The sequence below is a fragment of the Companilactobacillus sp. FL22-3 genome, from assembly GCF_054881455.1.
In genome coordinates, this window is sequence record NZ_JBTYYZ010000014.1 from 27,058 (window position 1) to 40,149 (window position 13,092).

Consider the following 13,092-nt stretch of genomic DNA (forward strand, 5'->3'; position numbering starts at 1 on the left):
CCAGCTACCGTTTTAAACTTTGATCAAGTTCGGATTCGGGTTGTTTGATTCCTGGATTCTGTTCAGAAAATGTTGTGAGTTGTTTTTGCGTTCGATTACTGATTTCATGGTGTACATCATTTAATTTATTTTGTAGTTTTGATTTTTTATGGGGATTAGTTGCCTGTTGAATTTGTTGTTGCAAGCCTTGATAGGACTTATTAAGATCATGGGCTGATAGTTTTTTTAGATCATGCTCAGGCTCTTTTGGGGCTTCTTGTAAGCCTAATTGTTTGGTTAAGCCATCGCTAAGCTCAATCACTTTGTTGCTCACTTGCTGGATCTCACTTAAAGCACTATGGATCACGGCTTTATCTTTAGCCCAGGTGGCCACGTAACCGAGTGAGTAGTTGCTGGTATCAACGCCAATATTTTGCATGGCAACATACGCAACCGCTTCGGCTTGGGTTTCCTGATAGGCTCGTGGCCGATCTTTAAAGGCTGATTTTAAGCCGTGTAGCTGGCTATGCGCATATTCGTGGTATAACGTCTTTAGTTTCAAAGCATTGTCGGGCTCATCGCCACCAATGACGATTTCATTAGTGCTGGGTTGAAAATACCCCTTAGCCCCATTTAGCGTCGCTAAAGGCACTTCACTGACTTTAAGGTCGGTTTGCTGGTTTAGATAGTCCTTGAATGCGTTATACAAGCTTGTCACATTCTGATGATCCGCTAAATTTTCTTTGACAAAATCTTTAGCACTTAGGACTGGTTCACCGCTAGTTTGTGACACATCAAAGACTGGTAGATAGCGATAACCAACTATGGCTTTTTCTTCGGTCGTATCAAGCCTTTTCTGATCCTCTGGAGTTAGTTTTTTAATAATAGGGGCCGCAATCCTGACCCCTTTTTCTCCTTTATTTACTGATCGTTTAAAATCATTTTGCCATTTTTTAAAGCCTGCAACTTGGCTGGCACTTGGATTTTGAGAATAGATAAGGTCAATATTACGTTGGCTATACCGGTGAAACTTTGCTACGGTATCAAGATAACTTTTAAACTTTTCACTATCAGTTAGTTTTAAAATTTCTTTTTCGGCATTTTCGACAAGCTGCCTTTTCCATTTTTCAGTTTCAACTTTACTTGGCATGATTAACCCTCCTCGGCGTCTACAAACTCTACAGAATTATCCATTTGGGGTAACTTGATAGATTGTGTGCCGTAAAGTGCTAAATATTCGGCATTCTTTTTTTGCCACGCAACTTGAATATATTTGCCATTACCCGCAACTTCTGATAGGTACTTATAACTGCTTTTATCCGTCAAAATAGGTAATTCGCTTGCTAATGCTTCCAGTTCATTTTTCATGATATATCCTCCTCCTTTTACAATTACACTCGTTGGTTAGGTTCACTTTTTGGTTTTTGAAAAGTAAACCTAAATGACGGGTTCACCAACCGGAACAACGTGAAGGGCGGTAGGCAGGTTCTAATCAAAATCAAAACTTAATTTATGGCCGTCAAGCTTTAACTTGGCGTCAAACGACTTGCCTTTCTTGCTTTTGAACCCTTTTAGTTTGCTGGATTCACCCTTTGTAATTAATGCTTTAATGACCGTTTTGCCAAGGGTTTTGCCGCTCCATTTTTTAGGCAATGTAAATTTGCATGGCGGGTCTGCACTGTAATTCGTACAGCCGTAGAACTTGCCTTTATCAACAACTTTGCCGGTGTGACATAGCGGACAAGTCCCCAATTCAGCTTGCGCTTGTGCCTCGGCTTGAGCGGTTTGCTGTTGCTGTACTTGTTGTTGAACTTCGCCACTGTTCTGTAGCTGACTGGGCACGTCTGTTACCAGCTTCTCAATAAACTTTTTGATCTGCGCTAGAAAATTATCCTGGGTCCTTTCTTTAGCGCTGATTTGTTGTAAGGCTCTTTCCCACTTCGCGGTCATTTTGGGGCTAGTGAGTAACGGCTCTAATTCAACGGCCTTGCAAAGGGTCGTGCCTTGCGGCGTGACATGTAGTTGGTTCTTTTTGGTCTCGAGATAGTCTCGTTTCTTCAACACTTCTAAAATATTCGCCCGTGTGGCTTCGGTACCAATGCCTTCCACGTCTTTCAAAATCTCTGCTTCTTCTTCGTCCAGCGTTTTGCCGGCGGTTTTCATGGCCGTAACTAACGTGCCTTCCGTAAACGGTTTCGGTGGTGTCGTTTCCTTTTGAGGGGCTGAAACGTCTGCTGTGACCGCTTGGCCTTGGGTGACGGCTGGCAAGGTCACTGGGGCCTCTTTAGTCGCCGTCTCATCAGCCAGCAAGGCTTTCCACCCGGACTTTAGGGGAACGTTTCCAGTGGCCTTGAAATCCGCTTGTGATACCTGCGTCATGATGGTCGTCTGCTCGTATTCATACGGCGCCGCGAACATCGCTAGGGTGGTTCGCAACACAAGGTCGTAGACCTGCTGCTGTAATCGTGGTAGCTTCGTCAACTGTTCCTTAGTGGGGACGGTCTTCGTTGGGATAATAGCGTGGTGTTCCTGCACCTTTTTGCCATTGACGTACCTACTTTGAGGTTCCGTTTGGGGCAAAGACACTTCTTGAGAGACCAAAGACAGATACCGCGCCAAGTTCTGGCGCAGATAGGAAAACTCTTGATCGGTGATATATTGACTGTCCGTACGCGGGTATGAGAGTAGTTTTGCTTCGTACAAGTCTTGTACGGCCTTCAAAACATCAGCGGCGCTGGCATGGTAGCGTTGATTAATTTTGGTTTGCAACGCAGATAGCGAGAAAAGGCGCGGGCTGGCGCTCTTTTTGGCGGTCTTTTGGACGTCTTTAATGATCCCGTCTTGGGCCCCGTTTTTAAGGCCGTTTCCGGCCATAAAAACTTGTAAGCTTACTTTATCTGGAAACTTTTGCGTGGGGTCTAATTTAGCGACAAATTTTTGCTGTTCAGCGGCAATTTCCGCTTGAAGCTCGAAATAAGGTTCTGGTTTGAAGTTTTGAATGGCTTGATCGCGTTGATAAACCATATACAAAGTCGGTGTTTGTACCCGACCAATGGAGTACACGCCGTTCACACCAGCTTGTCGCAACAAAAGCGTGTACAACGGACTGCCGTTCATACCAACTAACCAGTCGCTGATCTGGCGCGTTTGAGCTTCCTTAAACGCTGGATAGTACGTCCAACCATCTTTGAGCGCCTTAAAACCCGTCCTGATGGCGTCACTTTCTAGTGAATTGATCCATAGGCGCTTAATGGTTTTGCTTTTGAGATTAATCTTGGCTTGGTTCATGATTGACCACGCAATATTTTCACCTTCACGGTCACTGTCCGTGGCAACAATAATTGTGTCGGCTTTCACCAACCAATCTTTAACGATTTTAAACTGGGTCTTTTTGTCAGTTGGGACGACGAACTGGTAGTGATCTGGGAAAATCGGAAGATTTGCTAACGACCAGTGTTTGTATTTTTCATCGTACTTTTCCGGCGCGGCTAACTCGACCAAATGCCCGAACCCAAAGGTGACAATCGTGTCCGGCGACAAAATGGGGTCACTCACTTCATAGTAGCCGGTCTTCTTAGTGCTATGGTCAAACGCGTCAACATAAGCGCGTGCTTGACTTGGCTTTTCAGCTAAAACAACCGTTGTCATGAGCGTTCACTCCTTATGATTCAATTTTTGTTCTAATTCTTCTTTGCCTTGGTTCGCACTATCCAACCAGGCTTGTTTTCTAAGTGCTTGCATGTCTTCTTGTTTGACCTGCTCATAAGCCTGTTGACGTTCCTTTAAGCAATCTTTGTAAGCTTTATGTTCACTTTTAGCTCCGCTTCTTAGAATCATGACTAGGCCACTGCCACCCACTAGCAAAACGATTACTTCAAGCCACAGGTAAGCTAAAACTTCATATAGAACTAGCAAACCTCCCATAACGATGACGAACCATTCTAGTGATCGATACAGATAGTAGAAGATCAAGTGGTCAAGTGGATTTCCTTTAAAAACATTGACATGCGAATCAACTCGCCACTTCGTTTTTATTTTTTCTCGCCACTTCATTTAAGTAACCCCCCTTGGCTTAATGCTTCATTCTATTTTTAAGCATTCTCATGGCACCGGTTAGCCCACCTTTGGTAGCGCCAGTCGAACTCCAAAAGTCCTCGACAGCTTTCGGTGTATGCAATACTAGCCAACCCATACCAATCGATAAAGCAAAAGCTCCAATTCCGTTGCTAACCCAATGGGTAACTCCCCAAACACATAGGGTCATTGAAAGAACTTGTGAGAGCATAGAAGCGTTTAGATAAATTAGCTTTTTCCACCAAGTGCTACTATAATCCCAAGTCTCGGTTGCGATACTGATGGCTGCAAACGGAATGGTTAAATAAAACCAGGCCATATCCGCCATAAAAATACACATTTTGAAAAAGAAGAATACAGTCACGATCGCAAAGAATCCTAATAGGATTAGTGACATAACTGAACCAATAGCCAATGTACCAGCTATATTTTTTGAACCGGTAATCATTGAAGCCGTATATTTACTATTCATTGAAAACATAAATTTACCGAGCGGAAACACGATTGCTTTCAGTAAAAATCCTTGTAAAAAGACCATGACCGGAATTGCGGCGGCTGATTTAAGACTGTCCATCACAATATTGGCCCAAGTAACATCGGTACTTTCATCGGCCTCTTTTAGCAAAGTCCCAATGATTCTTCCTAGGACAACTACGACTACTAAGGACGTCGCAAAAGTAAGAAAGATTGCATACCATTGGTCTAGGACGGATTCGTGTTGATCAATTTGATCAAAGATCGCGCGACAGCCAGAAGTCATAAAATTCATAATGGCTGTAAAAACGCCCTTAACCCAGTCATTAATTGCTTCTGAAATTTTATCGCCTAAGAAACTTGCTAAAACTGGGTGAAAGTAAAGACTTTTCATATTTTAGCCTCCTTTTTAATCATTAACCCAACATCTTTTTGTGCCTTACTTTTAAGTCTTGATCCATGCTATCCTGTAGATTTTCTTCTTCATCATCGGTTGTTTGATCGTCTTTTTTGGCGTGGTGCTGTGCTTTAACTGTCTGATTCCACTTATCTACCTTATTCTTAAAGTTGGTTTCCTGGCTGGCTTCTGGTTGGCCTTGATAATCGTTCTGTGACAAGTTAACCAAATGATCGGCTCCTGGAAATAGTTTAAATTGGAACGCTTTTGTCGCTTTGACTGGTCGCGCATTACTAAAGATTAATAAGCTCTGTTCTTCGGGCATACGCATAATTTCATCAGGTGTCATGAGCGAACGGCTCGTATAGCTGTAACTATCGCTCTTGCTGTGGCTTTCTTCCTTGCTGTGACTGGTACTCTCACTACCGGTTTCAACTTTTACGGTCGATTTACCTAACAGATCACTAAAGTATTTAGCGGTCACATCATTAGCGGCATTTAAGCAAATTTTAACCGCGTGATTACCTAAGATACTTTCGGCCTTATCCTTGCCATACAAGGCTTGTAGCTGGGTTAAGGTCTGACAAATGGTCGTCACGCCAATACCGTACCCCCGGCACGTCGCTAGAAATTCTTCGTACTTAGGAAACTTCCCTAAATTGACAAATTCATCAAGGATAAAGTCAACTTGGTGGGGCAATTTAGCGTGATGATCGGCGGCTAATTTGTATAATTCATCAAACAATTGTGAGAAAAACAGATTGATGAAGCTTTCATAAGTGTTATCCATGACGGGGATAATCACGTATAGCACCACTTTGTCATTGCCAATCTCTTTTAAATCAAAATCCGAAAAGCTGGTAAAGTCGGCCACTTCTTGATCGACGAACTTCGAAATGGTCGCCAACAGGCTTTCAATAATGCTGGCTTTCATTTCCCCCTTGGCCTTTTTGAACCCTAACTCATAAGCGCGTCTTGCTGGATCAGTCATGGTTAAATCAAGAAACAAGGTGTCTAACGGACTATCTGCGCCCTTTTCCTCGGCCTCCACATCGTTTTCTTGTAAGACTTGCGTTACACCGGCCAAATTCCTTTGGTCGGGCGCACGGTGGTTCATCACAAACAGGATCAACGCTTTTAAAAGTTGTCGTTGGGTACTGAACCACACGTCTTTCTTACCTTCGGCATTTTCGCTTTGCACGATCTTGGTCGCAACGGTTTCGGCTTGAATATCGCGCTGAATATAATCAAAGGGGTTGTAGCGATCACTGTGCGCCATGTTCGCGAAGTTGACGACATGCACTTGATAACCCTGGGCTAGTTTGATACCGGCTGTCTTTTCGTATAATTCCCCTTTCGGGTCAGTTACCACAATGCTGTTCTCCGTTTCATTAAACAGGTTGGTAATGACGACTGACTGGGTCTTATACGACCCCGGGCCCCCAACCACGAAGATATTTCGATTTGGCTTGGTACTGTTATTCTGGTAAACAATCCGTTTATCCACGATCCCTAAAATTGTCCCGTTCATTGTATAACCCCCTAGCTACGCCTTATCAGCTAACTGGTAATCTTCATCAAGTTTGACTTTAAGCGCGTTTGCTAATTCAACCTGTACATACTTGGTCTCTACGTTATTTAGGTCATTATTAATCGCGTGGGCTGGTGGTAAGTGTTTGCTCAAATCAAGGTAAACATCTACCAAATATATCAATCCAGACAAGTACCTGGACTGCGTGTGAGTGGGGAAAGACAACTGACCAGGTAATGGCTGTTGAAGCACCTGTTTAGCCTGAATCGCGGCTAAGTCATCTAATGCGAGTGCTTTTGATTCAGGAAGTTGCCCAATCGCTGACACCCATTCTGATATTGCAATTAGTAGATCGGCTTCTGCACGAGTATAAGAATTTTTAGTTACGTAGTTTTCTTGTGTCATTTTAAATTCTCCTTTTCCGGTTTCGTTTCGGATTGACTTTTATCGATGAGCATTTTGACGGCCTCTAGGTCAGTCATCGTATTGAAGGAAGTAGTTAAGTCCTTAGGACTGATACTAAAATAATGGTCACTCAATTCTTTTAGATTACCCCAAGTCGCGCTCCCGTGGGTTTCAGTGTCTGCGGTTTCCCAAGCTTTATGCTTGCTGTTCCGTTTCAAGGCAAAATAGACGGTGTATAGTACCACAGCGATACTGACGATAATTAATACCGGGTTCTTTTGCCCCAAATACAAACTGTAATAGTGCCAGGGGTGTAAGACTAACTGTTTTAACACCGTTGGCATATGATCCGCAAATGCCAACTTATAGCGGGACAAGGCCATGACAGAGCCAGCTAAAATCTCTGCTAAATACAAGCCAATAATTAGCGTTAGTAGGTACGGCCAACTGGCTTTAACGCTGTTTAATAATTTGTCTTTCATCTAATCACCTACTATCTGTTTAATTCTTTGTTGGTTGGTACCGGTGTACCGTTGCTTACCATAGATCAAGGTTGGGACTGACGTTAATTGATATTGCTGAATGTAGTGCCGATTCTGCGATTGATTCATGTTAATCAAGACGATGTTGTGACTGATTGCGTTGTGCCAATAAATTTGATGGAAAATAGACTGACAATCCGGGCAATCATCGCGATAGAAGAACAACACTTTTTCAGGGTGCTTGTGCTTAGCCAGCGTCACAACTGGCCGCTGTTTTTCCACGTGATTGACGTATTGATGACCAGCAAACCCGCTAACGGCTAAAACCACCACGATTACCGCTAGGGCCTTACCAACCCGCTTAATTAAGGTCACTGGCTTTAAAGCTACTACCTAAATTTTGGACTGCGGTGATTCGATCCGTGGTGGTATCGAAAGTCACTTGATAAAGTACCGTCGCCTTTTGCCAGTCGTTGTCGCCACTCTTACTTTCATAACTAACGACGGCCAAGCCTTTCATATCTTGGCCCTGCTTACTTTGTGTATACAGGTTCAGCTGATCTAATTTGGCTGAAACACTATTGCTATCACCATACGTGCCTTTGTTTGAAAAGTATTGCTGATATAGCTTGTCGGAAATCAAGTCTTTCACGCCATTTTTACGCTGACCGTAGGTCTTAGGCTTAAAGTTATTCATGACCTTAAAGAACTTGGTGACTACCGTATTAAAACTCAGTTCAGCCTGACTTTTGTCTTTATTATTTTGGTAGGTCTTATAACTGTCAATTTGGGTGCTCAATAACTGCTTTTGTTGGTTGGCTTTAGTCAATTGCTGACTAACTTGTCGCTTTTGCTGTTGTAAGCGACTGATCTGTTGTTGCGCCTGCTTAACTTGGCTATGTTGATAGGCATTTGCCCCTAATGACATCACTAAGATCAAGCTGCCAATCACCACACTTAAAACCGTGCTCCGCTTCATTTGTTGGTCCCTCCTTACTTCTTGATCGGCCGGGCTAACGTTACATCACCACCATTTAGTAAGCTATAAAAGGCGGTGCCAAAGGTGCTTTCGTTAACTTTGTCACCCGTACCACCTTGCTCAATGATCTTAGTGGCTTTGCCTTGCCATTTGCCTAGTAGAATGGCAGTATGGCCGTCATTTCCAGCTCCCACGCCTTGATTAACGATCACAATATCACCGGCTTTCGCGTCATTTTCACTGATCTGTTTCAAGTATTGGTGGCTGCCTTTGGCGTCACTGGCCATCGTGCCGGTAAACCAGCCCATATTTGCGGGTACCTTGTAACCAGCCTTATTCAGGGCTAACCAGACAAAACCGGAACAATCGGTTCCGCCGGTTTTGCTAGGATTCTTTAAATCACTGCCTAAATCGGGGCTAGGGTGGGTTTGAACATAATAGAAGTCACCTTTCATACTTTCCGCGTTTTTAACAATGCTGCCACCAGAATAGCTCGGGTCACTATCACAACCTAACTCGGTCAGATCGCCGGAACTCGCGTTGTCTAACGTATTACCGGTCACGGGATCACTCGCCCCGAACACGGAATACCAATGATCGGCATAACCGTATCTTTGGCTTAAATACCATTGTTCCGGGTTCTTACTCATGCCTTCATAATCCATTAACCAGGCTTTGGTCGCTTTATGCACGTCCGTATATTTAAAAATCTGCTTGTTTGACGCATAGTAACTACTGTTCAATTCTTGATCGAGATAATCCAACTGTACCCCGAGATTGGTCGCTGGTTTATTTTCTTTATGGGCTAAGTCCTCCAACTTATCTTTTCGGCCACCTAACCACTGGGCTAAGCCCGTGGCCCCGGAACTGGAATTAACGGACTTGGGATCAAGGCGACTTTCTAGTTGTAAGACCCCCAAGATACCGGCGGCCGCTTGTGGGGTGGCACCATACTTTTGCTTCCAGTGCGCATAAATGTTTTTGGCATTTTCCGTCATGCTCTTACTATCTAATTGTGTTTCTGTAGTGGTTGAGTTATCACAACTGTTTTCTTGCAATTGACCAGTAAGCGCGGCAATTAGCAAGATGATTAGCAGAATGGCACCGCCCACAATATAAGCAATCAACTTCCACTTCTTTTTCTTATATTCGAAAGACAGTACTTGCATTTAATCACCCACTTTGTGCTTGACCTGATCGACTTGTTTTTGCGCTGCTGATTGGTCGCTCTGCGCATTCTTTAGATCAGACTTGGCTGAATCCACCTTCTTGTCTTTGTCCTTATCTTTACTGCCATCAATCTTGTTGGCATCATCTAACTTCTTCTGGGCGTCGCTAACTTCGTTCTTAGCGGCATTGAGGCTTAACAGGGCTTTTAAATACTTAGCCTTAGGACTGTTCACGCCGGCTAACTTGGTTTGGACAGTCTGGGCGTCTTGCGTATCGTTATGGGCTAGAAAAGCTTGCCCCATTCTCAATAAAACATCAGCGTTCGTCGTAAAGGATAATTGGTTATTGAGCGTATTGGTGTCGTAGTTAACGATGGCCTTTTCCAGCGATAGTTGATCTTTTTGCGTGCTTGTCGCCTTAGTTGGTAACTGCCAATTGGCAATCTGTCCGCTATCTTTGTTGGCATAAGCCGCATTGACAACCTTGTTCAACTCACTTGGATCAACCTTTAAAGCTTGCTGGTACTGACCATGCTTTAAAAAGACACTGACTTGCTTAGTTGAAGAGTAGCCGGCCCGTTGCATATCTTTTTGCGCTTCCGACCACTTCCGATCATTTAAAGCAGTTTGAATTTGGCCGCTATATTTTAATCGCGTGACCTGGGCTTGGTTCTGGTTAGCTAAGCTTTGATACTTTCTTTCGTCACTTTTATGGACTAAGCCGACGGCCAAAACGGCCACAATCGCCACTCCGGCCACGCTCAACCATAAACGTTGTTTGGTTTTCTGCTGGGCCGTTTCAACTTCCTGCCATTCGTGATAACTCACAAAGTCCTCAATGCCGTTAACCACTTCCGTTAACTCATTTAACGACGTAGCTTTAGCTACTTGTTGTAAATAGTCATCAGGGTGTTTAGCTAGGGCTTCTTTAGGATTGCTTAGTAGCCGTTCATAGGGCGTCCCCGTCAAGCAAAATAGAATCAGCGCTTTGTATTTGGCTAAATTGCTATGTTTGTCATCATAAGGCATGAGTTCATTGGCGCGATAGGCGTACCAAACATGTTGCATGGGGTAATACCACAGGTTAGCTGGGTTCAACGCAACGTGATACTGGCTATCGTTAACCACCTTTTGCGCCATGATTTCCTTGGCAATCGCTGAACGGATTGCTTTATTTTCATGTGGCAAGTCCTTTAATGATCTGACCTTATCCGGCAAGGTATAAGTTAAAACAACCTTCTGGTCTTGCTCAACTACGTTGACTAACTGCAAGAACTTGGAATCAGCTTGCTTTAATTCGTTTAGCTCACTCAACTGGTCGTATCGAAACTGATTGTGATTGAGTTCGAGAATTAACTGGTTTCCCTGTCGCTTGAAGGTGCCAACCTCGATATTCAATAACTGGTTTGGTTTACTCATTTAAAGTCCCTCCTTCCTCTTCGGTGGTAGTTAAAGCGTCAATCTCACTAGGTGTTAAGACCACGCGCTTTTGATAGTCCGGTTGCCCGGCTGTCTCACGGTTGTATTTTTCTTGGTAAGCTTCTGGGTCAATTAGCCGTAGTTCTTCTTCGGTCAATTCGACGCGCATAAAGGCACGCTGGCTACCATAGATCATCAGAGCTTCACCTTGTCGTCTGCGTTCTAGTAACTTCTTTTCTTTATCCGAGAACGTCATACGCAATTTGGTAATCACATCATCAACGCCTTTACCGTCAAGACCAAAGAACACTTTGGTGTAGGAGTTACCAATAATTGCTTCCCCAATATTTTGCCCTGTATCAGTTGTTCCCTCAATCACATCTTGGATTTGCTGCGTTCCGGCAATCGCCCCGGCATTGTATTTTCTAAACCGTTTGTAGGCTTGATGGAAAAAGGTGGCAGCCGCTTTGTGTAAGGTTAAAAAGTGAAATTCATCAACAAACAATTTCTTGCGGCTATGCCGATCTTTGGTGATTTCGTCCCACAAATACTGGAAGGTATTCAGATAAGCCGCTGATTGGACTTCCTGTTCACTTTGTAGGGGTTTTAGATCAAAAGAAATGATCTTCCCCTTTAGGTTGACGTTGGTGTGCCCGTCAAATAGGCTGTTAGACCCATGGGTATAGCTGCCTAAGATGTAGTAGAAGTCTTTAACCCGATTAAATTTGTCGGCGTCCTTATCAGCCAGTTTTTCCAACTCGTCATAAACATTGGATAAGGTCGGCCACTGATCGTCTTTAATCTCTTTTAAGCGGCTATACTTCAAAACGCCACTGTTGACGTAGGCTTGTTTAACGACATCATCAAGGATTGCCAGCTCAACTTGGGTAATCCCGGTTTTAAGGACTTCAAAGAATCCCTTTAATCGCTGGATTTTATCTTTGACTAGTAAATCAAGGTTCGTGACCGCTTCATCGGCGCTTAAGATTTCTTCGGAAAAGATTTGTAGCGGGTTAATTTTGTACTTCGCATTAGAAGTTAAGTGCAAGACTGCCCCACCTAAAGCTTCGACAATTTTGGTATATTCATTTTCTGGATCAATAATGTAGAGCTGATAGTCTTGAATGGCATAGCGTAAAATTTTTTGGATCATATAGGTGGTCTTGCCGACCCCCGAAGTCCCGATAATCACTTGATTTTGGTTAAGCGTCTTATTGCGATCCAGCATATCCACGGCAATTAAACTGTTGGTATCTTTATTAACTCCTTCAATATCGCTTCTCGGCTTTAAGTCCAGAATTTCAGCGTCATCAAAAGGAAACATGCTGCTGGCGACTTCGGTATTACTCTCTTTATAGGTGTAATCCCCCATGAGGTTCTCGTTAATTGGCATGGTTGACCAAAATGCTTGGAAAGTCGCTTTAACGGGCACCAAGGGCTTCATCTGTAGCTTAATCAAGGTGTTCTTGACGTTCTCGGTTAAGTCATCTAGTTCTGCTAAACTGTTGGCCCGTAGATAAATGAGCATATGTTGGTACACAAATGTGGTAGAATTATCAAGGTATTTATCTAGTTGCATGTTGGCTGAATCAATATAATTTTGCAGAATTTTCTTTTTATACGGGTCGAACGTATTCAGCTTCTGCGCTTCTTTATTTTGAATCGTCTTCTTGTAATAGGTAATCATTGAATTGTTACTGGCGCTGTCGATATATTGCACAATATCGATGACGCCTTTTTTTCGCTTCAATTCTGACAACCAGTTGCCATACACCCGCTTGGGATAGTCAGCAATCGCTAACACCCGAATAAAATTCTCACCCGACTGGACGTAGGTGGGATACTGTTCCCAGCTAAACGGAAATAGTGAATGCAAGCTATCGCGATCAATCAGCTTGGTAAAGTCTTCAACCTCCGGTTTGGGCTTACTACCCGTTTGGCCGCTGTCGCCTTGATGTCTTTCTTTTTTAGTTGGCATAAATAAATCAATGACCTTATCACCAAAACTCATCCTGTTTCCCCCTATCCATTAAAATTGATCAAGTTCTTTAAAATCTCTTGGACTTCTTGACTAGTTAAAACTTTGGCCGTCACATCAAAGTCCGTTAACGCATTTTCAATATCCCGTTTAACCTGTTCGATTTTTTCGTCTAAATGAGTGACCGCTAAGTTTAAGCTTTTAG

13 protein-coding genes and 1 pseudogene are annotated in these 13,092 nt (G+C 43.4%); all 14 read right to left on the reverse strand.

Annotated features, from left to right (window positions below; genetic code table 11):
* Nucleotides 1-4 precede the first annotated feature (4 nt).
* Complete coding sequence (locus ACYT32_RS11445) at nt 5-1,129, reverse strand: ArdC-like ssDNA-binding domain-containing protein (RefSeq protein WP_461793462.1); 1,125 nt, start codon at nt 1,127-1,129, stop codon at nt 5-7.
* A gap of 2 nt (nt 1,130-1,131) precedes the next feature.
* Entirely contained in the window at nt 1,132-1,347 is a 216-nt protein-coding gene (locus tag ACYT32_RS11450; RefSeq protein WP_064522596.1) for a hypothetical protein, read from the reverse strand.
* 120 nt (nt 1,348-1,467) lie between these two features.
* Nucleotides 1,468-3,627: a type IA DNA topoisomerase gene (locus ACYT32_RS11455; protein ID WP_063733161.1), complete on the reverse strand. Its 2,160-nt coding sequence runs from the start codon at nt 3,625-3,627 to the stop codon at nt 1,468-1,470.
* Nucleotides 3,628-3,633: 6 nt separating this feature from the next.
* Nucleotides 3,634-4,032, reverse strand: a complete 399-nt coding sequence (locus ACYT32_RS11460; protein ID WP_016373478.1) for a hypothetical protein — start codon at nt 4,030-4,032, stop codon at nt 3,634-3,636.
* 19 nt (nt 4,033-4,051) lie between these two features.
* A complete protein-coding gene (locus ACYT32_RS11465; RefSeq protein ID WP_016373479.1) occupies nt 4,052-4,921 on the reverse strand; it encodes a conjugal transfer protein TrbL family protein in 870 nt (289 codons plus the stop codon).
* A 22-nt stretch (nt 4,922-4,943) separates the two neighbouring features.
* Entirely contained in the window at nt 4,944-6,455 is a 1,512-nt protein-coding gene (locus tag ACYT32_RS11470; protein ID WP_461793463.1) for a VirD4-like conjugal transfer protein, CD1115 family, read from the reverse strand.
* A gap of 15 nt (nt 6,456-6,470) precedes the next feature.
* Nucleotides 6,471-6,860 (reverse strand): hypothetical protein, encoded by a 390-nt coding sequence (locus ACYT32_RS11475; protein WP_461793464.1) that lies wholly within the window; start codon nt 6,858-6,860, stop codon nt 6,471-6,473.
* Nucleotides 6,857-7,342, reverse strand: coding sequence for a hypothetical protein (locus ACYT32_RS11480; protein WP_063733156.1), 486 nt, complete (start codon nt 7,340-7,342; stop codon nt 6,857-6,859). Before ACYT32_RS11480 ends, ACYT32_RS11475 begins: the two co-directional genes overlap by 4 nt.
* Nucleotides 7,343-7,717, reverse strand: coding sequence for a thioredoxin family protein (locus ACYT32_RS11485; RefSeq protein WP_070792646.1), 375 nt, complete (start codon nt 7,715-7,717; stop codon nt 7,343-7,345).
* A complete protein-coding gene (locus tag ACYT32_RS11490; protein WP_461793465.1) occupies nt 7,704-8,321 on the reverse strand; it encodes a hypothetical protein in 618 nt (205 codons plus the stop codon). The genes ACYT32_RS11485 and ACYT32_RS11490 overlap by 14 nt, the downstream gene beginning before the upstream one ends.
* A 14-nt stretch (nt 8,322-8,335) precedes the next feature.
* Nucleotides 8,336-9,490, reverse strand: coding sequence for a phage tail tip lysozyme (locus tag ACYT32_RS11495; protein ID WP_461793466.1), 1,155 nt, complete (start codon nt 9,488-9,490; stop codon nt 8,336-8,338).
* Nucleotides 9,491-10,909: a type VII secretion protein EssB/YukC gene (locus ACYT32_RS11500; RefSeq protein WP_461793467.1), complete on the reverse strand. Its 1,419-nt coding sequence runs from the start codon at nt 10,907-10,909 to the stop codon at nt 9,491-9,493.
* The gene (locus ACYT32_RS11505) at nt 10,902-12,920 is read right to left on the reverse strand and encodes a VirB4 family type IV secretion system protein (RefSeq protein ID WP_461793468.1); all 2,019 of its coding nucleotides are present in this window, start codon (nt 12,918-12,920) and stop codon (nt 10,902-10,904) included. Before ACYT32_RS11505 ends, ACYT32_RS11500 begins: the two co-directional genes overlap by 8 nt.
* Before the next feature lie 11 nt (nt 12,921-12,931).
* Nucleotides 12,932-13,092: pseudogene (locus tag ACYT32_RS11510) on the reverse strand (TrsD/TraD family conjugative transfer protein); the annotation flags it as partial.